The sequence below is a fragment of the Nonomuraea sp. NPDC050663 genome, assembly GCF_044456985.1.
Classification (GTDB): Bacteria; Actinomycetota; Actinomycetes; order Streptosporangiales; family Streptosporangiaceae; genus Nonomuraea.
Genome location: NZ_JBITGL010000028.1, coordinates 53,413 through 74,335, shown reverse-complemented (window position 1 = coordinate 74,335; position 20,923 = coordinate 53,413). Strand labels below are relative to the sequence as shown.

General features: G+C 70.7%; 21 protein-coding genes. 15 read left to right on the top strand and 6 right to left on the bottom strand.

From position 1 onward, the window contains the following. Nucleotides 1–179 precede the first annotated feature (179 nt). Nucleotides 180–602 (bottom strand): TipAS antibiotic-recognition domain-containing protein, encoded by a 423-nt coding sequence (locus ACIBH1_RS46660; RefSeq protein ID WP_397320569.1) that lies wholly within the window; start codon nt 600–602, stop codon nt 180–182. 49 nt (nt 603–651) lie between these two features. Here ACIBH1_RS46660 and ACIBH1_RS46655 point away from each other — a divergent pair, with 49 nt between their 5' ends. Beyond that, entirely contained in the window at nt 652–1,644 is a 993-nt protein-coding gene (locus ACIBH1_RS46655) for an HAD-IIA family hydrolase (RefSeq protein WP_397320568.1), read from the top strand. 33 nt (nt 1,645–1,677) lie between these two features. Here the strand turns inward: ACIBH1_RS46655 and ACIBH1_RS46650 are convergent, their stop codons facing one another. Genes ACIBH1_RS46650 through ACIBH1_RS46640 form a run of 3 tightly spaced genes read right to left on the bottom strand, consistent with a single transcriptional unit; the run spans nt 1,678 to nt 3,531 of the window. Continuing rightward, nucleotides 1,678–2,433 carry an ABC transporter permease gene (locus tag ACIBH1_RS46650; protein WP_397320567.1) on the bottom strand — a complete coding sequence of 252 codons (756 nt, stop codon included), beginning with the start codon at nt 2,431–2,433 and terminating at the stop codon, nt 1,678–1,680. Next, complete coding sequence (locus ACIBH1_RS46645) at nt 2,433–3,158, bottom strand: ABC transporter ATP-binding protein (protein ID WP_397320566.1); 726 nt, start codon at nt 3,156–3,158, stop codon at nt 2,433–2,435. Before ACIBH1_RS46645 ends, ACIBH1_RS46650 begins: the two co-directional genes overlap by 1 nt. Before the next feature lie 34 nt (nt 3,159–3,192). Then, the gene (locus tag ACIBH1_RS46640; RefSeq protein WP_397320565.1) at nt 3,193–3,531 is read right to left on the bottom strand and encodes an SCP2 sterol-binding domain-containing protein; all 339 of its coding nucleotides are present in this window, start codon (nt 3,529–3,531) and stop codon (nt 3,193–3,195) included. 104 nt (nt 3,532–3,635) lie between these two features. Here ACIBH1_RS46640 and ACIBH1_RS46635 point away from each other — a divergent pair, with 104 nt between their 5' ends. The 13 genes from ACIBH1_RS46635 (at nt 3,636) to ACIBH1_RS46575 (ending at nt 16,409) form a co-directional block, all read left to right on the top strand. Continuing rightward, nucleotides 3,636–3,770 (top strand): hypothetical protein, encoded by a 135-nt coding sequence (locus ACIBH1_RS46635; RefSeq protein WP_397320564.1) that lies wholly within the window; start codon nt 3,636–3,638, stop codon nt 3,768–3,770. 22 nt (nt 3,771–3,792) lie between these two features. Beyond that, the gene (locus ACIBH1_RS46630; RefSeq protein WP_397320563.1) at nt 3,793–4,605 is read left to right on the top strand and encodes a TlyA family RNA methyltransferase; all 813 of its coding nucleotides are present in this window, start codon (nt 3,793–3,795) and stop codon (nt 4,603–4,605) included. Then, nucleotides 4,602–5,534 carry an NAD kinase gene (locus ACIBH1_RS46625; RefSeq protein ID WP_397320562.1) on the top strand — a complete coding sequence of 311 codons (933 nt, stop codon included), beginning with the start codon at nt 4,602–4,604 and terminating at the stop codon, nt 5,532–5,534. The genes ACIBH1_RS46630 and ACIBH1_RS46625 overlap by 4 nt, the downstream gene beginning before the upstream one ends. Before the next feature lie 81 nt (nt 5,535–5,615). Further along, on the top strand, nt 5,616–7,319 hold the full coding sequence (gene recN, locus ACIBH1_RS46620) for a DNA repair protein RecN (RefSeq protein ID WP_397320561.1): 1,704 nt from the start codon (nt 5,616–5,618) through the stop codon (nt 7,317–7,319). A 73-nt stretch (nt 7,320–7,392) separates the two neighbouring features. After that, nucleotides 7,393–8,589: a putative cytokinetic ring protein SteA gene (gene steA, locus ACIBH1_RS46615; RefSeq protein WP_397320560.1), complete on the top strand. Its 1,197-nt coding sequence runs from the start codon at nt 7,393–7,395 to the stop codon at nt 8,587–8,589. Continuing rightward, nucleotides 8,586–9,545, top strand: a complete 960-nt coding sequence (locus ACIBH1_RS46610) for a copper transporter (protein ID WP_397320559.1) — start codon at nt 8,586–8,588, stop codon at nt 9,543–9,545. The genes steA and ACIBH1_RS46610 overlap by 4 nt, the downstream gene beginning before the upstream one ends. Nucleotides 9,546–9,547: 2 nt before the next feature. Next, nucleotides 9,548–10,441 (top strand): hypothetical protein, encoded by an 894-nt coding sequence (locus ACIBH1_RS46605; protein ID WP_397320558.1) that lies wholly within the window; start codon nt 9,548–9,550, stop codon nt 10,439–10,441. Nucleotides 10,442–10,508: 67 nt separating this feature from the next. Beyond that, entirely contained in the window at nt 10,509–12,134 is a 1,626-nt protein-coding gene (gene murJ, locus ACIBH1_RS46600) for a murein biosynthesis integral membrane protein MurJ (protein ID WP_397320557.1), read from the top strand. A gap of 37 nt (nt 12,135–12,171) precedes the next feature. After that, nucleotides 12,172–13,395 carry a glycosyltransferase family 4 protein gene (locus tag ACIBH1_RS46595; RefSeq protein WP_397320556.1) on the top strand — a complete coding sequence of 408 codons (1,224 nt, stop codon included), beginning with the start codon at nt 12,172–12,174 and terminating at the stop codon, nt 13,393–13,395. Nucleotides 13,396–13,578: 183 nt separating this feature from the next. Then, the gene (locus ACIBH1_RS46590) at nt 13,579–14,553 is read left to right on the top strand and encodes a TerC family protein (protein WP_397320555.1); all 975 of its coding nucleotides are present in this window, start codon (nt 13,579–13,581) and stop codon (nt 14,551–14,553) included. Between the two features lie 93 nt (nt 14,554–14,646). Further along, the gene (locus ACIBH1_RS46585; protein ID WP_397320554.1) at nt 14,647–15,291 is read left to right on the top strand and encodes a phosphatidylserine decarboxylase; all 645 of its coding nucleotides are present in this window, start codon (nt 14,647–14,649) and stop codon (nt 15,289–15,291) included. Then, a complete protein-coding gene (locus ACIBH1_RS46580; RefSeq protein ID WP_397320553.1) occupies nt 15,278–16,087 on the top strand; it encodes a CDP-alcohol phosphatidyltransferase family protein in 810 nt (269 codons plus the stop codon). Before ACIBH1_RS46585 ends, ACIBH1_RS46580 begins: the two co-directional genes overlap by 14 nt. Nucleotides 16,088–16,151: 64 nt before the next feature. After that, the gene (locus ACIBH1_RS46575) at nt 16,152–16,409 is read left to right on the top strand and encodes a hypothetical protein (RefSeq protein ID WP_397320552.1); all 258 of its coding nucleotides are present in this window, start codon (nt 16,152–16,154) and stop codon (nt 16,407–16,409) included. A 59-nt stretch (nt 16,410–16,468) separates the two neighbouring features. Here the strand turns inward: ACIBH1_RS46575 and ACIBH1_RS46570 are convergent, their stop codons facing one another. Further along, entirely contained in the window at nt 16,469–17,110 is a 642-nt protein-coding gene (locus tag ACIBH1_RS46570; protein ID WP_397320551.1) for an MBL fold metallo-hydrolase, read from the bottom strand. Beyond that, on the bottom strand, nt 17,107–17,871 hold the full coding sequence (locus ACIBH1_RS46565; RefSeq protein ID WP_397320550.1) for a maleylpyruvate isomerase family mycothiol-dependent enzyme: 765 nt from the start codon (nt 17,869–17,871) through the stop codon (nt 17,107–17,109). The genes ACIBH1_RS46570 and ACIBH1_RS46565 overlap by 4 nt, the downstream gene beginning before the upstream one ends. 210 nt (nt 17,872–18,081) lie before the next feature. On the opposite strand from ACIBH1_RS46565, the gene uvrA reads away from it, so the two are divergent. Beyond that, the gene (gene uvrA / locus ACIBH1_RS46560; protein WP_397320549.1) at nt 18,082–20,922 is read left to right on the top strand and encodes an excinuclease ABC subunit UvrA; all 2,841 of its coding nucleotides are present in this window, start codon (nt 18,082–18,084) and stop codon (nt 20,920–20,922) included. The last annotated feature ends 1 nt before the right edge of the window (nt 20,923 follow it).

Genomic DNA, 20,923 nt, shown 5'->3' with positions numbered 1-20,923 from the left:
TGGACCGGCCGGAGCGCGGGGGTGCTGGGCGGGCGTTCTGGAGGTGAGTTACGAGTGAGCGGGGGCGCGGCCTCGGACGGTTGAGTGAGGTGGTGGTCAGGTGAGGGTGGCGGCAGCGGGATGAGCGGCCTCAGTCGGCGAGCCGCCGTCCCGTCGGGTGGTGGCGTCGAGCACTGCCCTCAGGGGGTGGCGCGGTCGGCGTTGGCCAGGATGGCGTCGCGCATGAAGACCGCCAGCCCCGGCGCCGCACGGTCGATGGTGGCTGTGAAGCGAGGATCCGCCACGTACATCTCCCCAAGCCCCCGATGGATCTCATACGTGCAGTCGTAGCACCACCGGGTCAGCAGCCGCCGGTGCTCCTCCGCCAGCTCCATCGCCGGTTCGCCGGTGGCAGGGGCGCCCGAGCGCAGCAGGTCCGCCATGCGGTTCGACAGGTCGCCGAAGGCTGTCGTGAACTGCTGCCAGTCCTGCTTGCCGTAGGACGACATGCGGCGCTGGGACTGCGTCCAGGCGTCGGTGCCGCCCCACCGCTGCTCGGCCTCGGCGGCGTAGTCGTCGGGGTTGAAATCGCCGAACAGTTCGACGCGTTCCTCAGGTGTCATGACCACGACGCTAGAGTCTCACGCAGCGTGAGAGTCAAACGGAGGCCCTGTGCTGATCGACGGCTACGACACCCTGCTGCTCGACCTCGACGGGGTCGTCTATCTGGGGCCGCAGGCGGTGGAGGGGGCTCCTGAGGCGCTGCAGCAGGCGCAGAAGACGACGAAGCTGGCCTACGTCACGAACAACGCCTCCCGGACTCCTGCCGCCATCGCCCAGCATCTGCGGGAGCTCGGTGCTCCTGCTGAGGCGGGTGACGTGGTGACGTCGGCCCAGGCGGCGGCGCGGCTCATCGCGGAGCGGGTGCCCGCGGGGGCGAAGGTGCTGGTGGTCGGCGGCACCGGGCTGCGGCAGGCGCTCAGGGAGCGTGGCCTGCGGCCGGTGAGCACGGCTGCGGAGCGGCCGGCGGCGGTGGTGCAGGGGATCGCGCCGGGGATCTCGTACGGGTTGCTGGCCGAGGGGACGCTGGCGGTACGGCAGGGCGCGCTGTTCGTGGCGTCCAACGGGGATTCGACGATGCCGACGACCCGGGGGGAGCTGCCCGGCAACGGGGCGATGGTGCGGGTGATCGCGGCGGCAACCGGGGTGGAGCCGGTGTACGCGGGCAAGCCTCAGCCGCCGCTGCATCGGGAGTCGATCATCCGGACGGGGGCGGAGCGGCCCCTGGTCGTGGGGGATCGGCTCGATACCGACATCGAGGGGGCGACGGGGGCGGGGGTCGACAGCCTGCTGGTGCTGACCGGGGTGGCGGCTCCCGTCGATGTGCTGACCGCCGTGCCCCGGCATCGGCCTACCTACATCGGGCGGGATCTGTCGGCTTTGCACGCGCCGTACTCGGAGGATGAGGTCGGCGGGTGGCGGGCCGAGTGGCGTGGGGGACGGTTGCACGTGGAGGGGGACGGGGAGTGGATCGTGGGGCTCCGGGTGGCGGCCAGGGCGGCTTGGGAGCGCGACAACACTGACCCTGCGGCGGTGGCGCCGGCGTTGGAACGGCTCGACCAGGTGCTCCATGGGGCGGGGCGAGGTGGAGGGGCCACGGCATAGCCCGGGGAAGGCGGCGAGGCAGCACAAAAGCCACTACGCCACCCGCTGCCCGGTCTGCCGCGCGAACTGCCACACCCCCACCCCCAGCAGCCCCGCCGAAGCCAGCCCCAGCACCCCCAAAGCTACGGGCACCTCTCCGCCCCATCCCTCCATCACCAGCAGCCGCATCGCCTCGATCGCGTACGTGAGCGGGTTGGCCCGCGCGATCGGCTCCATCCACCCGGGCATGGAGTCCACCGGTACGAACGCGTTGCTCATGAACAGCAGCGGCAGCGTCGCGAACCCCGTGACCGCGAAGAACGTCCCGTGGGAGGGCACCGCACAGGCCAGGGCCAGGGCGGCCGAGGTGATCGCGAGGGTGAGCAGCGCCGTGGTCACCAGGATCCCGAGCACGCCGAGCACCCCGGTCGCCGGCCGTACGCCCAGGGGGAGGGCGACGAGCAGGATCACGATCACCTGCGCCGAGTTCATCCCCACCTGGAACACGAACCGCGACAGCAGGATGGACCCGCGCCTGATCGGCATGCTGAGCAGCTTGTCGAGGTAGCCGGTCTCCTTGTCGAACAGCAGCGGCATCGCGGCCGTCACGCTGTTGCCGACGACGGTGAAGGCGATCACGCCGGGCAGGGCGAAGGCGATGTAGTCGTCGATGACGACGGCCCCCGACAGTCCTCCGGCGAAGAAGACGAGCCAGACCGCGGGCTGCAGCACGCTGAAGAGCAGGTTCAGCCGCTCGCGGAAAAGGATGATCACCCAGCGCCTGGTCAGGGCGAGGACCTCCTGGGTCATCAGGACACCTCCCGTCCGGTGTGGGCGAGGAAGACGTCGTCGAGGGTGTGCACGCCGAGCGCCTCCTTGAGTTCGGCGGGTGTGCCGGTGACGACGGTGCGGCCGTGGTCGATGATCGTGAGCCGGTCGCAGAGCCGGTCGGCCTCGTCCATGTAGTTGGTGGCCAGCAGGACGGCGACGCCGAGGGTGCGGATGTGCTCCCACACGTGGTGGCGTGACTGCACGTCGAGGCCGAGGGTGGGTTCGTCGAGGATGAGCAGCTCGGGCCGGTGCAGCAGGCCGCAGGCGAGTTCGAGGCGCTTCTGCATGCCGCCGGAGTACTCCTGGACGAGCTGGTCGGCGTGTTCGGTGAGCCCGACGAGGTCCAGGACCTCGGCGGCGCGCTCCTTCACGCGTTTGCGCGGCACGTGGTAGAGCGACGCCTCGATCTCGGCCTTCTCGCGGCCGGTGAGCAGGTAGTAGCCCATGGGGGAGACCTGCTGCATGACGTAGCCGATGCTCCGCCGTACGGCGTCGGGGTCGTCGCGGATGTCGTGGCCGCACACGCGGGCGGTGCCCGAGGAGGCGGGCAGGAGCGTGGCGAGCATGCGGATGGTGGTGGTCTTGCCCGCGCCGTTGGGGCCGAGCAGGCCGACGATCTCGCCGGGCGCGATGTGGAGGGTGAGGGCGTCGACGGCGGTGCGTTCGCCGAAGGTGCGGCTGAGTGCCTCGGTCTCAACGATCATTAAGACCTCCCGTAACAGTTAACGCAAGAGTTAACTATAGCAGGCGGCGCAGGCGCAACAGGTCACCGAAGCTCGCGTCGATCTTGACCTTGCCGGTGAGCAGGGCGCGGGCCATGTCCAGCTCGCCGTCGACCAGCCTGATGAGGTCGTCGCTGGCCATCGTCAGCTTGATGTCGGCCTTGGCGTCGTCCGGCGCGTCGAAGATCTCCAGCCGGCCGTCGTGGATGCGGCCGTGGAAGGTCACGTCGAGGTCCGGAATGCGGCAGCTGACCGTGCGATCCACGACGTGCTTGGCGCGGTCCGCCTCGCCGATCTCGTCGAACTGCGCGACGAGCTTGACCAGAGCCTCGCGGCACTCCTCGACGCTTGCCATGTGGTGCATCCCTTCGCAGGTCGATATCCGAGAACGTATCCCGGTGTCGACTGTTTGAACGTGCGACAGACCGGGTCGAGTGCCGGGTGCGTTACGGTCGTCTCATGAGTGATGAGCGGGTCGACGCGGTCGTGCGCGGGCTCGACCGGGTTGCCGAGCTGCCGGTGGGGGAGCAAGTGGCGGTTTTCGAGCAGGCGTGCTCGGCGCTGGAGGAGGCCCTGGCCTCGGCGGAGGCATGATCACAGTGCTCGGAGCACGAGGGTGAGCCGCCGGGTCAGGCTCGACGCCGAACTGGTCCGCAGGGGGCTGGCCAGGTCCAGGGAGCAGGCCGCCCAGCTCATCGAGGAGGGACGGGTCGCCGTCGGCGGCCAGGTCAAGACCAAGCCCGCCACGCAGGTCGGCACCGACGCGGCGGTCGTCGTCAGCACCGACGAGGGCCCCGACTACGTTTCGCGCGGAGCGCACAAGCTGCTCGGCGCGCTGGAGACCTTCAAGGCGCTGCGCGTCGAGGGCCGCCACTGCCTCGACGCCGGAGCCTCCACCGGCGGCTTCACCGACGTGCTGCTGCGCCACGGCGCCGCGAGCGTTCTCGCCGTCGACGTCGGCTACGGCCAGCTGGCCTGGAGCCTGCGCACCGACGAGCGCGTGACCGTCATGGAGCGCGTCAACGTGCGCGACCTGACGCCCGAGATGATCGGCGACGTCCCGCCGAGCCTGATCGTGGGCGACCTGTCGTTCATCTCGCTCAAACTCGTCCTGCCCGCCCTGACGCGGGTCGCCGCCGCTGACGCCGACTTCGTCATGCTGGTGAAGCCGCAGTTCGAGGTGGGCAAGGAGCGGGTCGGCGCCGGTGGCGTCGTGCGCGACCCCGACCTGCGGGCCGATGCCGTACGGCAGGCGGCCGCGGCGGCGCGGCAGCTGGGCCTGACGGTCCGCGGCGTCACCTACAGCCCGCTGCCCGGACCGTCGGGCAACGTCGAATACCTGCTGTGGCTGGGCAAGGGGCAGGGCGAACCACCGGTCGACGACATCGAGGCCGAGCTGCTGCGAGCCGTGGCGGAAGGGCCGCAATGAAGCGAGGGATGCGCGTGCCGTACACCAGTGGCACCAGGATCGTCCTGGTCAGCGTGCACACCGGCCGCGAGGCCGCCATCGACAGCGCACGGCTGGTGATCGGCCGGCTGCTCGCGGCGGGCTTCGTGGTCAGGGTGCTCGACACCGAGGCCCGCGAGGTCGGCTGCTCCGGCGTCGAGGTGGTGTGCTGCGAGCCCGAGGCCGCCAAGGACGCCGAGATGATGATCGTGCTCGGCGGCGACGGCTCGCTGCTGCGCTCGGCCGAGGTGGCCAGGCCCGCGGGCACCCCGCTGTTCGCCGTCAATCTCGGGCACGTCGGCTTCCTGGCCGAGGCCGAGGTGGAGAACCTCGAGGCGGCCGTCGACAGCCTGGTCGCCGGGCGCTACGACGTCGAGGAACGCCTCACCATCGACGTGGTGGCCAGGCAGAACGGCACGCTCATCGCCGACACCTGGGCGCTCAACGAGGCCACCGTGGAAAAGCGCGACCGCATGCTGGAGGTCGTCGCCGAGATCGACGGCCGCCCGCTGTCGCGCTGGGGCTGCGACGGGGTGATCTGCGCGACGCCGACCGGCTCGACCGCCTACGCGTTCTCGGCGGGCGGCCCGGTCGTGTGGCCCGAGGTCGAGGCGCTGCTGATGGTGCCGATCAGCGCCCACGCGCTGTTCGCCAAGCCGCTGGTGGTCTCGCCGCGCTCGACGCTGGCGGTGGAGATCCTGCCCGAAACGCCCGGCGGGGTGCTGTGGTGCGACGGCCGCCGCCGCTTCGACCTGCCCGCGGGCACCCGCGTTGAGGTGCGCAGATCCGACACGCCGGTACGGCTGGCGCGAATCCAGGGTTTGGAGCACACCGGAGCGCCTTTCACCGATCGGCTCGTCGCGAAATTCGAGCTTCCGGTGCAGGGATGGCGTGGCAGGGTGCGTCCCTGAGACCCTTGATGCGCGGTCAAGTGCGTCCTGTTGAGCGTAGGATCACATGCGCACAGGTGTTCGGAGCGACGGGAGTGTGCGGTGCGACCAAGGGTCGAGGAGGTCCGCATCCAGGGGCTCGGCGTCATCGACGAGGCCGTGCTGCAGCTATCGCCGGGCTTCAACGTGGTCACGGGCGAGACGGGCGCGGGCAAGACGATGGTCGTGACCGGCCTCGGGCTGCTGTTCGGCGGCCGGGCCGACCCCTCGCGCATCCGGCCGGGCGCCGATCGCGCGACGGTCGAGGGCACGCTCGTCATCGAGGCGGGCGGCCGGGTGGCCCAGCAGGTCGAGGACATCGGCGGTGAGGTCGAAGAGGGCGAACTGATCATCTCACGTACGGTGAGCGCCGAAGGCCGCTCGCGCGCGTGGTTGGGCGGCCGCACCGTCCCGGTCGGCACGCTGACCTACCTCGCCGACGACCTGGTGGCCGTCCACGGCCAGATGGACCAGCAGCGCCTGCTGCAGGCGGCGAGGCAGCGCGCCGCCCTCGACCGCTACGCCGGCGAGGACCTGGTCAAGCCGCTGCGCGCCTACCGCCAGTCCTACAAGCGCCACAAGCAGGTCTCCGCGCTGCTGGAGGAGCTGACCGCCAAGGCGCGCGAGCGGGTCCAGGAGGCCGACCTGCTGCGCTTCAGCCTCGACGAGATCGAGAAGGCCGCCCCGAAGGCGGGCGAAGACGCCGAGCTGCGGGAAGAGGAGGAGCGCCTCTCCCACGCCGACACGCTGCGCACCGCCGCCACCACCGCTCACACCGCCCTGCTGGGCGACCCCATGTCCGACAGCGCCTTCGACGTGATCGCCCTGCTCGGGCAGGCGCGCTCGGCCATCGAGGGGGTTCGCGACTTCGACCCGTCGCTGGGCGGCGTCGCCGAGCGCCTGGCCGAGGCGGGCTACCTGATCTCCGACGTGGCCACCGACCTGGCCGCCTACGCCGAGTCCATCGAGGCCGACCCCGTACGGCTCGGCGTCGTGCAGGAACGCCGCTCCCTGCTCACCGGCCTGATCCGCAAGTACGCCGACTCCTCGGAGGGCGTGCTCGCCTGGGCCGAGCAGGCCGCCGCCCGCCTGACCGAGCTGGAAGGCGACGACGACCGCATCGGCGAGCTCCAGCGCGAGTACACCGAGCTCACCGGCAAGCTGACCGAGCTGGCCTCCGAGCTCACCCGCATCCGCCAGTCAGCCGCCGAGCGGTTCGGCGCCGCCGTGACCGAAGAGTTGACCGCGCTGGCGATGCCGCACGCGCGGGTTGTGGTGCATCTCACACAGAGCGCGGAGTTCGGGCCCGAGGGCGTCGACGAGGTCGAGCTGCGCATGGCCGCCCATCCCGCCGCGCCCCCGCTGCCGCTGCACAAGGGCGCCTCGGGCGGCGAGCTGTCACGCGTCATGCTGGCGATCGAGGTCGTGTTCGCCGGCGCCGACCCGGTGCCCACGTTCGTCTTCGACGAGGTCGACGCGGGTGTCGGCGGCAAGGCGGCGGTGGAGATCGGCCGGCGCCTGGCCAGGCTGGCCCGCACCGCCCAGGTGATCGTCGTCACCCACCTGCCCCAGGTGGCCGCCTTCGCCGACCAGCACCTGGTGGTCGAGAAGGCCTCCGACGGCAGCGTGGTGCGCAGCGGCGTCGTCGCGCTCAGCCACGAGAGCAGAGTGCGCGAACTGTCGCGCATGCTGGCGGGGTTGGAAGATTCCGAACTGGGCAGGGCGCACGCGGAGGAATTGCTCGCACTGGCCGCAGCCGACAGGTGATCCTGCGTGACGTAACGGACACGCCGCGCAGTGCTTGGCCCCCGGACTGCTGGGCTCTGGCAGGATGGTCTTGATGAAGGTACCCGGGAGCAGATTGCCGGGCCTCCGCAGCAGGAAGGGCAACGACCTTCCCGGACTGACGGCAGTGGCGAGAATCGATCGCCGGACCAAGAGGCTGACCAAGCGTCTGAAGGCCGGCGAGATCGCGATCATCGATCACGTCGACGTCGACCGAGTGAGCGCGGAGGCCCTGGTCGCGTGCGGTGTCGCCGCGGTGGTCAACGTGGCCGCCGGGTGCAGTGGCCGCTACCCCAACCTCGGGCCCCAGATCCTCGTCGAGGCGGGCGTGCCGTTCGTCGACAACGCCACCCCCGAGCTGTTCGAGCGGATCAAGGACGGCGACGTCGTCCGGGTCCACGAGGGCGTCGTGTACCTCGACGAGGAGATCGCCGGCAAGGGCGACGTGCAGACCCCCGAGAGCGTCGAGGCCGCCATGGCGGAGGCCCGCGCCGGGTTGTCGGTGCAGATCGAGTCGTTCGCGGTCAACACCATGGAATTCGTCCGGGGTGAGGGCAAGCTCCTCATCGACGGCGTCAGCGTGCCCGAGATCAGGACCATGGTCGAGGGCCGCCACGTGCTCATCGTGGTGCGCGGCCACCACTACCGCGAAGACCTGGCCATGCTGCGTCCCTACATCAGGGAGTTCAGGCCGGTCCTCATCGGCGTCGACGGCGGCGCCGACGCTCTGCTCGAGGCGGGCTACCTGCCCGACATGATCATCGGAGACTTCGACTCCGTCTCCACCAAGGCGCTGACCTGCGGCGCGGAGCTCGTCGTCCACGCCTACCGCGACGGCCGCGCCCCCGGCCTCGAGCGCGTCCACCAGCTCGGCCGCGAGGCCGTCGTCTTTCCGGCGATCGGCACGAGCGAAGACATCGCCATGCTCCTGGCCGACGACAAGGGCGCAGAGCTGATGGTCGCCGTCGGCACCCACTGGACCCTCGAGGAGTTCCTCGACAAGGGCCGCTCGGGCATGGCCAGCACCTGGCTGACCCGGCTGCGCGTGGGCAGCAAGCTGATCGAGCCCAAGGGCGTCAGCCTGCTCTACCGCAGCAGGATCTCCCTCAGCTCGCTGATCCTCCTGGCCCTGGCCGCCCTGGTCACCATGGGCGTCGCGCTCGGCGTGTCCCCGCTCGGCCAGACCTGGCTGAACGGGCTGCAGGACTTCTGGAACGGCTTCATCTTCTGGCTGGTCGGACTCTTCTCGTGATCGATTTTCGCTATCACCTCGTCTCCATCGTGGCCATCTTCCTGGCCCTGGCGACGGGCATCGTGCTGGGCACGACCCTGCTGCAGGAGCCGGCTCTCGAGTCGGCCAAGCAGGTCACCGACACCCTGACCGCCGAGAAGCAGGAGCTGCGCACCCAGCTCGACGCTCTCAACCGGCGCGAGAAGGGCAACGACGCCTTCGTCACCTCGATGACGCCGCAGCTGGTCTCCGGCGACCTGACCGGGCAGCGGCTGCTGCTGGTCGACATGCCGGGCGCCACCGCCTCCCTGCGCGAGCTGCAGGAGCAGGTGCTGCTGCAGGCGGGAGCGAGCATCGTCGGGCGCATCTCGCTGTCCGAGCGGTTCCTCGACTCCAACGACAACCTGCTCAACGAGTCGGCCACCACCCTCCAGCCGACCGGGGTGGCCTTCCCGCCCGACGCCACGCCGTACGACAAGGCCGGGATCGTCCTGGGCAACGCTCTGATGACCAAGGAAGACGCCACGGAAACGCTGGGCGGCCTGGCGCTCACCGCCTTCGAGAGCGGGGGCCTCATCTCCGTCGACGACGAGATCACCGCCCGCGCCACGCTCGCGGTCGTCTTCGCCCCCGAGACGCCCTTCCAGGGGGAGACGGCCGAAACGCAGGCCGCCGGGGTGGTCGCCCTGACCGACGGGCTCGACGCCTACGGGCGCGGCGCGCTCATCGCCTCCACGGTCACCTCCACCGCGACCGGCGGCGTGCTCGGGGCGCTGCGCGACGACGGCGACGCCTCCAAGCGGGTCTCCAGCATCGACACCCTCAATATGCCCGCCGGGCGCGTCGTGGTCGTCTACGCTCTGCAGGAACAGGTGGCCGGCGGAGCCGGCCAGTACGGGATCGGCACCGGCGCCTCCGCCTTCCAGCCGGCGGTGCCCGCGATCCCGACACCGACCCCCACCCTCTCCGGGAGCTGATCGTGGCCCGTGCGCTGCTGCACGCCCTGGCCGGCGCCGCCGTCGGCGCCGTCGCCGCCCGCGTCGCCTACACCGCCTTCACCCGGCGCGCCGGGGGCAAGGACGACCGGTGGAGCCGCACCAACCACCGCGGCGAGACGCTGACCCTGCTCGAAGGCCCCGCCCTGGTCGCGGGCGCGGCGGCCGGCGCGGCCCTGACGCCCGGCCTTCCCGGCCGCCTGCGATTGGCGGCGCTGGTGGCGGGCGCGGGCAGCGGCGCCCTGGGCGCCTACGACGACCTGTACGGCACGGCGTCGTCGAAGGGCTTCAAGGGGCACCTGAGCGCGCTCGCCCGCGGTGAGGTGACCAGCGGAGCGGTGAAGATCCTCGGGATCGGCGCCACGGGACTGCTGGCGGCGGCGCTCGCCCGGCCAGGGTCCGGTGGTTCCGGGTCCGGCGGGTCGGCGGTCGCTGGGTCCGGGTCCGGCGGCCTCTTCGACGTGCTGGTCAACGGTGCCCTCGTCGCCGGGAGCGCGAACCTGGCCAACCTCTTCGACCTGCGCCCCGGCCGGGCGGTCAAGGTGGGCCTGCTCGCCGGCGCCCCCCTGCTCGCCGCGGCCGTCCTGCGCGATCGGCCCGCCGCCGCGGCGCTGGCAGCCATCCCGCTGGGCGCGGCCGCCGCGCTGCTGCCGGAAGACCTGGGCGAGCAGGCCATGCTCGGCGACTCCGGAGCCAACGCCATGGGAGCCCTCATCGGGCTGGCCGCAGCCACCCAGCTGGGCCGTCCCGGACGGCTGGCCGTCCTCGGCACCGTCGCCGCGCTGACCGCAGCCTCCGAGAAGGTCAGCTTCACCAAGGTGATCGCGGGCAACCCGGTGCTCAACAAGATCGACATGCTGGGACGCCGGGCCGTCTGAGGTCCGAGACTGTCGCCGCCGTCTGCCAGGATGCATCTCTGTGGCGAAAGGACGGGGGGCTGAGCGAGTGAGCGGGCGGGCGGTCACAACGGTCGCCGGAGCGGCGCTGCTGATCGCGGCGATCACGATGGTCGCGCGGGTGATCGGCTTCGGCCGCTACCTGGTGCAGTCGGTCACCCTCGAGAACGGCTGCCTCAACTCCGCCTACAGCACCGCCAACTACGTCCCCAACATCGTCTTCGAGCTGGTCGCCGGGGGTGCGCTGGCCGGGATGGTCGTCCCCGTGCTGGCGGCCGCCGCGGCCGACCCCGCGAGGAAGGACGAGACCGGCCGCATCGCCTCGGCGCTGCTCACCTGGGTGACGCTGGTCCTGCTGCCGCTCACCGTGGCCATCGCGGTGTTCGCCGAACCCATCGTGCGCCTGCTCACCCCCTCCGTCATGCAGGGTTGCGACAGCGCCCAGGTCGTCGCGGTCGGCGCCGACATGCTGCTCGTCTTCGCGCCGCGCATGCTCTTCTTCGGCCTGGCCGTGGTGCTCTACGGCGTGCTGCAGGCGCACCGCCGCTTCCTCGGCCCCGCCCTGGCCCCACTGGTCTCCAGCCTGCTCATCATCGGCTCCTACCTGGCCTTCCTGCCCGTCTCCCACGGCGCCCAGGACGACCTGTCCGCTCTGACGGAGGCCGGCGAGCTGGTGTTGTCGGTGGGAGCCACCATCGCCGCCGCGGCGATGGTCGTCACCGTGCTCGGGCCTGTGGCCAGGCTCCGGCTGCGATGGCGGCCCACGCTCTCCTTCCCTCCCGGCGTCGCCGCCGAGGCGCGCAGGCTCGGCATGGCGGGGCTGGCCGTGCTCGTCGCCCAGCAGGTGACGCTGATCGTCGCGATCCGGCTGGCCAACAGCGTCGTCGGCGCGGTGCCGGTCTACAACTACGCGTGGGCGCTGCTGCAGCTTCCCTACGCCGTGCTGGCCGTCCCCATCGGCACCAGCGCCTTTCCCGCGCTGTCCACCAAGGCGGCCAACGGCGAGAAGGAGGGCTTCGACGCCCTGTCCGCCTCGACCACGCGGGCGGTGCTACTGCTGTCAGGACTGGCGGCCGGGGTGATGGCGGCGGTGGCGATCCCGACCGCCCGGGTCTTCCTGGAGGGCAGGAGCGGGGCGGAGCCGGAGATGATGGCCTGGGCCGTCGCCCTGTTCGCGCCCGGACTGATCGGATACTGCCTGCTGTTCCACCTCGGCCGGGTGCTCTACTCCTCCGGTCACGGGCGGGCCGCGGCCACGGCGACCGTCGCCGGGTGGATGGTCACGCTCGTGGCGCAGCCCGTGCTGGTGGCGGTGATGGACGAGCCGCAGCTGGTGGTGGGGGCGCTGGCGCTGGGCAGCACGCTCGGGATGAGCGTGGGAGGGGTGCTCATCTGCCTGGCCGTACGGCGGGCGCACGGGTCTCACGCCTTGGGCGGGCTCGGCCGGGCGCTGGCCGCCGCGGTCGTCGGGGCGGTCGTGGCGTTCTTCGCGGGCATGGCGCTGGCATGGCCGCTTCGTGAGGCGGGTGCCGCGGCGAGCCTCGCGGTGGCGGTGGGGGCGGCCGTGCTGGCGGGGGGCGGGTTCCTGGCGGTGGCCTCCGTGATCGACCGGGAGGACGCCAAGGCCGCGCTCGGACGCGTGCTGCGCAGACGCGGGGTGGCCGGCGGTGGGTGACGGCGTCGTGGGTGATGACGAAGGGGGAGAGGCTTCCATGGGAGAGTCGCTGCGGGTGGCGCTGGTTCTCGGCACCACCTCGGGAGGCACGGGCAGGCACGTGCGCATGCTGGCCGCCGGGCTCATCCGCCACGGTCACCGCGTCGTGGTGATCGGGCCCCGCAGCACTGAGGAGTCCTTCGACTTCACGGGAGCCGGGGCGCGCTTCGTCGAGGTGCCCGTCTCCGATCGGCCGCACCCGGTCAACGACGCCCGCGCCGTGGCGGCGATCCGGCGCGCCACCAGGGAGGCCGATGTCGTCCACGCCCATGGGCTGCGTGCCGGCGCGCTGGCGGCGCTCGGTCTCGTCGGCGGGCGGGCGAGGCTCGTGGTGACGCTGCACAACGCGCTCACTGCCTCGGGGGCGATCGGGGCCGTGTACGGGGTGCTGGAGCGGATCGTCGCTCGCCGCGCCGACCTGGTGCTGGGCGTCTCGCGCGACCTGACGGAGCGGATGACGGCGCTGGGAGCCCGCAGGGTGGACCTCGCGGTGGTGCCCGCGCCGCCGCTCAGGCCGACCAAACGAACGGCCGCCGAGGTGCGGGCCGAACTCCTGGGGGAGAACGGCGACGCGGCCCCGGGCGACGGAGCATCCGGTAGCGGGGGCCCGGGTGACGGAGCATCCGGCAGCGGGGCACCGGGCGACGGAGTGTCCGGCAGCGGGGCCCCGGGTGACGCGGGGCGTGTGGCGGCGCAGGAGGCCGCGGGGCGTCCCATCGTCCTGAGCAACGTCCGGCTGGCCCAGCAAAAGGGTCTCGACCTGCTCCTCGACGCTGCCCGCGGCCCGTGGCCCGAGCCGGTGCCGCTGTTCGTGATCGCGGGGGACGGTCCCCTGCGCGAGGAGCTTCAGCGTCGCATCGACGCCGAGCGGCTGCCCGTGCGCCTGCTCGGCTGGCGCGACGACGTGCCCGATCTGCTCGCCGCCGCCGACGTGGCGTTGTGGCCGAGCAGGTGGGAGGGGCAGCCGCTGTCGATGAGCGAGGCGCTCATGGCGGGCGTGCCCGTGGTCGCCACCGAGGTGGGCGGCATCCCCGACCTGCTCGCGGGTGCCGGGCTGCTGGTGCCGTACGGCGACGCGGAGGCGATGCGCCGCGCCGTACGGCAGGCTCTGGAGCGGTGGGAGGAGCTCGCGCGGGCGGCGGCCGAGCGCGGAAGGGCGCTTCCTGACGAGAGGGCGGCGATTGACGCAGTTTTGACGGTCTACCCCGTGAGGGGAAGATAAAGGGCTGCTACGGCGTTCCCCTATACTGCTTGGGTTAGGGAGGGGAGTATCCCTTCGCGGCAGCCTCGTCATCACGGTGCAGCCCGATTCCATCGGGCCCCCGGGGCTGCCGGTCCGCACGCTATCGGGCTGGCGGGAGAGACCTCCGGTCGTCTGTCATGCGCGCCGGAAGGTTAGTGAACCGTGGTCGTACCTATGTGGGCGTGGATCGCCGTCATCGCCGGATTGCTGGTCGTCATCGCCGTCGATCTATGGATCGTCGATCGCGGCGAGGCCAAAGAGTTCACCATGCGCCAAGCGGGCTTCTGGGTGACGTTCTACGTCGCCCTGGCGGTCGCGTTCGGCATCGTGATGTGGATCTGGGGCGGCGGCCAGGTGGCCGGGGAGTTCTTCGCCGGATACATCACGGAATACTCGTTGTCCGTCGACAACCTGTTCATCTTCTTCATCATCATGAGCAGGTTCGCGGTGCCGCGCGAATACCAGCACAAGGTGCTGCTGGTCGGCATCCTGATGGCGCTGGTCATGCGCGGCATCTTCATCGCGCTCGGCGCCACCGCCCTCGAGCGGTTCTCCTGGCTGTTCTACGTGTTCGGCGCCTTCCTGGTCTACACCGCGTTCAACATCGTGCGCGGCCACCTCAAGGGCGACGACGAGGAGTTCAAGGAGAACGCCCTGCTGCGCTGGGTGCGCAGGGCCTTCCCGACCACCCCGACCTACGTCGGCTCGAAGGTGACCGTCAAGATCGACGGCAGGCGCATGGTCACCCCGATGCTCATCGTGATGGTCGCCATCGGCTCCACCGATCTGCTGTTCGCGCTCGACTCGATCCCGGCCATCTTCGGCCTCACGCAGGACCCGTTCATCGTCTTCACCGCCAACGCGTTCGCCCTGATGGGACTGCGTCAGCTGTACTTCCTGCTGGGCGGTCTGCTGGAGCGGCTGGTCTACATCAGCTACGGCCTGGCGTTCATCCTCGCTTTCATCGGGGTTAAGCTGGTATTCCACGCGCTGCATGAAAGCGGCGTCGCGTGGGCACCTGAGATCTCGATCGCGGTCTCACTCACCGTGATCGCCGCCACGATGGTCATCACCACCGTGGCCAGCCTCCTGAAGTCCAGGAGCGACAAGAAGAAGGCCGCACTGCCGCAGGGGTAGCGAAACGGCCCGTGAGGCGCTTTGCTTGTGAGGTTGCGCCACGTGATAGGTAACATCACGGCAAAGCGCCAGTCCGTAGTCACCGTCTAAAGGTTGTCCGTGTCAGATTCCGCTAAGCCCGGGCGCGTTCGTCTCGCCCGTGGTGTCACTCCGTGGTTCCTTCCGACGGTCGCCGCGGCGGCGACCACTGCGCTGCTGTCCGCGAAGGACAAGCGCTGGGCGCTGGCTGCCGTGCCGCTCACGGCCCTCACGGGAGGCATGCTCTGGTTCTTCCGCGATCCCGAGAGGGAGCCCGGACTGGGCCGCGTCCTGTCGCCCGCCGACGGCGTCGTGCAGAGCATCGATCCCTGGCCCGACGGCCGCACCCGGGTCGCGATCTTCATGAGCCCGCTGAACGTCCACGTCAACCGCGCTCCCCTTGCGGGGACCGTCACTTCCGTGGAGCATGTGGCGGGTGGGTTCCTGCCGGCGTTCAACAAGGACAGTGACCAGAACGAGCGCGTGGTGTGGCATTTCGACACCGCGCTCGGCGACATCGAGATGGTGCAGATCGCGGGCGCGGTGGCGCGCCGGATCGTGCCGTACCTGACCGCGGGCGCCAAGGTCGTCCAGACCGAGCGCATCGGGCTCATCAGGTTCGGCTCGCGTGTCGACATCTACCTTCCCGAAGGCATCTCTCCGGCGGTCACCGTCGGGGAGAAGACGACAGCGGGGGTGACCAGAATTGACCGCGGCTGACGCGGGGCGCTGGGATGAGACCGCCGACGAGCCCCAGGGGCCCGTCGGAAAGGCTTTCCGGCTCTCGGCTGCCGACTCGCTGTCGCTGGGCAACGCCCTGTGCGGCTTCCTGTCCGTGTGCGTCATGGCCACGGCGGCGATCCAGTCGCTGCAGGCGGGCCACGGGCTGAAGGTCGAGCCGCGCTTCTTCGCGACCGCGGTCGTGCTCCTGCTCATCGGCGCCACCTGCGACCTGTTCGACGGCCTGGTGGCCCGGCGGTTCCGCGCCTCGGCCATGGGCGCCGAGCTCGACAACCTGGCCGACGTGATCAGCTTCGGTTTCGCGCCGGCCTTCATGGTCGTGATCTGGGGCAGCTCGTCCGGAGACCTGCAGCTGTGGAGCGTCCTGCTGGTCGCGGGCGCCATCCTGCTCGCCGGTGTCGTACGGCTCGCGCGTTTCGCCTGCGTCAAGACCAAGAGCGGCGACTTCATGGGCCTGCCCATCCCGATGGGCGCCATGACGGTCATCTCGATCATCATGCTCTTCACCACGCCCAACTACCTGGTGCTGGCCGCCCTGCTGGGCGTCGCGTGGCTGATGGTCAGCCGGATCGAGTACCCCAAGCCGAAGGGCCAGCTGCTGGCCGTCGTGCTGGCCTGGATCCTGGTCAACGTCGCCTTCCTGACCTTTTGGGTGGCCTTCCCCGAGAACGGCGACCTGCCCATCAAGGTCGGCGGCGCGATGCAGATCGCGCTGGTGGCGGCCATCCCGCTGCGCATGCTGTTCTACAAGCGCGAGAAGCGCAAGGTCAGCTGAACGACCGACGACTTCTTCTTCGATGGCCGGGGACATTTCCCCGGCCATCGGGTTTCATGGCCTCATGCGCGAGCACACCCGCACCTATTTCCTGGGCCGGCTGGCCGACGAGCTCGAGGCGCGGGGGCTGGAGGTGACGCTCCGGTCGAATCCTCCGGCGCTCAAGGTCAGCAGCGGGGAGTCGGCGATGCTCACCGAGACGGTCGACTGCGTGCCCCTGTCGGACGGCTGGTTCTACCGGTGGTCGTGGGGCGAGGTGCTGGGGCTGGCCGACGACCCGGAAGCGGCCGCGCAGCGCATCGCGCGGCTCTTCCGCGTCTGACCGACCGCCGACGCAGACCGCCGACCACGGACCGCCGACCACGGACCGGTCGACCGCCGCTACCAGCCGCGCTCCCGCCACTCCGCGAGCGACGGGCGCTCGGCGCCCAGCGTGGAGTCCTTGCCGTGGCCCGGGTAGAACCACGTCTCGTCGGGCAGCCGCTCGAACAACCGCTGCACCACGTCGTCGAACAGCTGCGTGAACCGCTCGGGGTCCTTGTTGGTGTTGCCCACGCCCCCGGGGAACAGCGAGTCGCCCGTGAACAGGTGCCCGTTGTAGTGGAGCGCGATCGAGCCGGGCGTGTGTCCGCGCAGGTGGATCACCTCCAGCTCCACCTCCCCGACGGCGATCTTGTCGCCGTGCTCGACGGTGCGGTCGGCCGTGACGGGCAGGGCGGGGGCGTCGAGCGGGTGGGCGGCTGTCTTCGCGCCGGTCACCCTGGCCATCTGCTCCAGCGCCTGCCAGTGGTCGCCGTGCTGGTGGGTGGTGACGATCGTGTCGAGCGTGCCGCCGTCGAGCAGGGCCAGCAGCCGGTCGGCGTCGTTGGCCGCGTCGACGAGGAGCTGCTGCCCGGTCGCCGTGCAGCGCAGGAGGTAGGCGTTGTTCTCCCAGGGACCCACGGCCAGCTTGGTGATCGTCAGCTCGGGAAGTTCGCGCACGTCGGCCGGCCCGCCGACCTGGACGTCGCCGCTGTAAGTCATGGGTACTCCTCTGGGGGTGCTGCGGGCAGATCGGCGGGCGCCGTGGTGACCATCCAGGGTGGTGGCGATGGCGGCTCGCCCTTACCGGACACCACACTAACCCCCTCGCCTGCCGACCGCCCCGTGAGCCAGGCCAGGACGTCCGTGGCCGTCCCGGTGACCGCCGGGCCGTCGCCGAGGCCGCCGAACACCCGGGCGTGCGGCGCCGACAGGCGGATCTCGCCGATCGTGCTCATGCCGTACGGCCAGCAGGCCAGGCAATCGTGCAGCTCCCGGAGGGCGAAGGGCTCGGGCCAGTCCCGCGGGCCGTACCCGGCGGCGAGGTCGACGTGGTGGTAGCGCACCTCGCGGATCCTGCGCACAAGTAGGTACCAGCCGGGGTGCGGCGGAGGGCGCATGCCGCTGACCGTGCCCTGCCATCCGGAGGCGGGCATCGAGGCGATCTCGTCGGCCAGCCGTACGGACGTCCGCGTGAGGTCGGCCAGCTGCTCGGCGGCGGGGCGGCCGGCGCCGGCCTCGATCTCTGCGTCACGGGTCTCGGGGGAGGGGTACTGCCGCGTCTCCTCGCCGGTGCGCGCCCAGGTGAGCAGGCGGACGATGCTCTCGGCGTTGCGGGACACATGGGTGAGCACGTGCCCGCGCGACCAGCCGGGAAGGGCGGAAGGGGCGGCCGTCTCGGCGTCGCCGAGGCGCGCGGCGCCGGCCAGGAGGTCGTCGGTGGCGTCGGCCAGTTCCCTCGCGAGCAGGGTGATGAGGGTCATGTGCTGATACTTCACCATGGCATAAAGCCGCACGCCGGAGGGTTGTACCCCTGAAGGCGGGGTGGCCCTTTCCGGGAAGCCGTAGTCTGGAGGGGCGGCTGATTTTGGCTGGCGCTTTCTGGCCGGTGGGTGGAGCGCGGCCCAAAATTGTCGGACCCCCCTCCTATCATCCCCGTGGACCTATCCACTCTCTACAGATCCGGGATCGCCGTGGCAGACCGCTTGATCGTGCGTGGGGCACGAGAGCACAACCTCAAGGACGTCTCGCTTGACCTTCCGCGAGACTCCCTGATCGTTTTCACCGGCCTGTCCGGCTCGGGCAAGTCGAGCCTGGCCTTTGACACGATCTTCGCCGAGGGCCAGCGGCGCTACGTCGAGTCGTTGTCCTCCTACGCCCGCCAGTTCCTGGGCCAGATGGACAAGCCCGACGTCGACTTCATCGAGGGGCTGTCGCCGGCCGTCTCCATCGACCAGAAGTCCACCAGCCGCAACCCCCGCTCGACCGTCGGCACGATCACCGAGGTCTACGACTACCTGCGGTTGCTCTGGGCCCGCATCGGCAAGCCGCACTGCCCGGTGTGCGCCAGGCCGATCGCGCGCCAGACGCCGCAGCAGATCGTCGACCGCGTGATGGAGCTCGACGAGGGCACCCGCTTCCAGGTGCTCGCGCCGGTGATCAGGGAGCGCAAGGGCGAATACGCCGAGCTCTTCCGCGAGCTGCAGACCAAGGGCTTCGCCAGGGCCCGCGTCGACGGCACCGTCATCAGGCTGGAAGAGCCGCCGACGCTGAAGAAGTACGAGAAGCACACGATCGAGGTGATCGTCGACCGGCTCGCGGTCAAGGCCTCCTCGGCCAGGCGGCTCAACGACTCGGTCGAGACCGCGCTGCAGCTGTCCGGCGGCACGATCACGCTGGAGTTCGTCGACCTGCCGGAAGACGACCCCAACCGCGAGCGCTTCTACTCCGAGCACCTCTACTGCCCCTACGACGACCTGTCGTTCGAGGAGCTGGAGCCGCGCTCGTTCTCCTTCAACTCGCCCTTCGGCGCCTGTCCCGAGTGCACGGGCCTGGGCACCAAGATGGAGGTCGACCCCGACCTGGTCGTGCCCGACCCCGAGAAGAGCCTCGACGAGGGCGCCCTGCACCCCTGGTCGGGCGGGCACACGACCGAATACTTCGGCCGCCTCATCGAGTCCCTCGGCCTGGCCATGGGCTTCACCATGGACACCCCGTGGGAGAAGCTGCCGAAGAAGGCGCAGAAGTCCCTGCTCCACGGGCACGACGAGCAGGTCCACGTGCGCTACTCCAACCGCTACGGCAGGCAGCGCGCCTACTACACGACCTACGAGGGCGTCATCGCCTGGGTGCAGCGCCGCCACGCCGAGGCCGAGAGCGACGCCACCCGCGAGCGCTTCGAGGGCTACATGCGCGAGGTGCCGTGCCCGGCCTGCAAGGGCGCGCGGCTCAAGCCGGTGTCGCTGGCCGTCACCGTGGCGGGCAGGTCGATCGCCGAGGTCTCGGGCATGTCCATCGGCGAGTGCGCCGGGTTCCTGGCCGAGCTGAAGCTGTCCGACCGCGACATGCAGATCGCCGAGCGGGTGGTCAAGGAGATCAACGCCCGCATGGGCTTCCTGCTCGATGTCGGCCTCGACTACCTGACGATGGACCGGGCGGCGGGCACGCTGGCCGGCGGCGAGGCGCAGCGCATCCGGCTGGCCACGCAGATCGGCTCGGGGCTCGTGGGCGTGCTCTACGTCCTCGACGAGCCCTCCATCGGCCTGCACCAGCGCGACAACATGCGGCTGCTCGACACGCTGATCCGCCTGCGCGACATGGGCAACACCCTGATCGTCGTCGAGCACGACGAAGACACGATCGAGGCGGCCGACTGGGTCGTCGACATCGGCCCCGGCGCGGGCGAGCACGGCGGCCAGGTCGTCGTCTCCGGCACCGTCCAGGACCTGCTGACGTCGGAGGAGTCGCTCACCGGCGCCTACCTGTCGGGACGGCGCTCCATCGCGGTCCCGCCGATCCGCCGCCCGCGCAACAAGAAGCGGCAGATCTCGGTGAAGGGCGCGCGCGAGCACAACCTCACCGGCGTCGACGTCGACTTCCCGCTCGGCGTCTTCACCGCGGTCACCGGCGTCTCGGGCTCGGGCAAGTCGACGCTCGTCAACGACATCCTCTACAACGCCCTGGCCAAGGAGCTCAACGGCGCGCGCACGGTTCCCGGCCGCCACTCCCGCGTCACCGGCATGGACCAGGTCGACAAGGTCGTCCACGTCGACCAGTCGCCGATCGGGCGCACCCCGCGCTCCAACCCGGCGACCTACACCGGCGTCTTCGACCACGTGCGCAAGCTCTTCGCCGCCACCACCGAGGCCAAGGTCCGCGGCTACCAGCCGGGGCGCTTCAGCTTCAACGTCAAGGGCGGTCGCTGCGAGGCGTGCTCCGGCGACGGCACGATCAAGATCGAGATGAACTTCCTTCCCGACGTGTACGTGCCGTGCGAGGTCTGCCACGGGGCCCGCTACAACCGCGAGACCCTCGAGGTCCACTACAAGGGCAAGACGATCGCCGAGGTCCTCGACATGCCGATCGAGGAGGCCCTGGGCTTCTTCGAGGCCATCCCGGCCATCAAGCGCCACCTCCAGACGCTCAACGACGTCGGCCTGGGGTACGTCCGGCTCGGACAGCCCGCCACGACGTTGTCCGGCGGCGAGGCGCAGCGTGTCAAGCTCGCCTCCGAGCTGCAGCGGCGGCAGACCGGGCGCACCATCTACGTGCTCGACGAGCCGACCACCGGCCTTCACTTCGAAGACATCCGGCGGCTGCTCGGTGTGCTCGGACGCCTGGTCGACGGCGGCAACACGGTCATCGTCATCGAGCACAACCTCGACGTCATCAAGACCGCCGACTGGCTCATCGACATGGGACCGGAAGGCGGCTCGCGCGGTGGCACCGTGGTGGCCACCGGCACGCCGGAAGAGGTCGCCATGGTCGAGGAGTCGCACACGGGGCGGTTCCTGAAGAAGATCCTCGAGCTCTGAC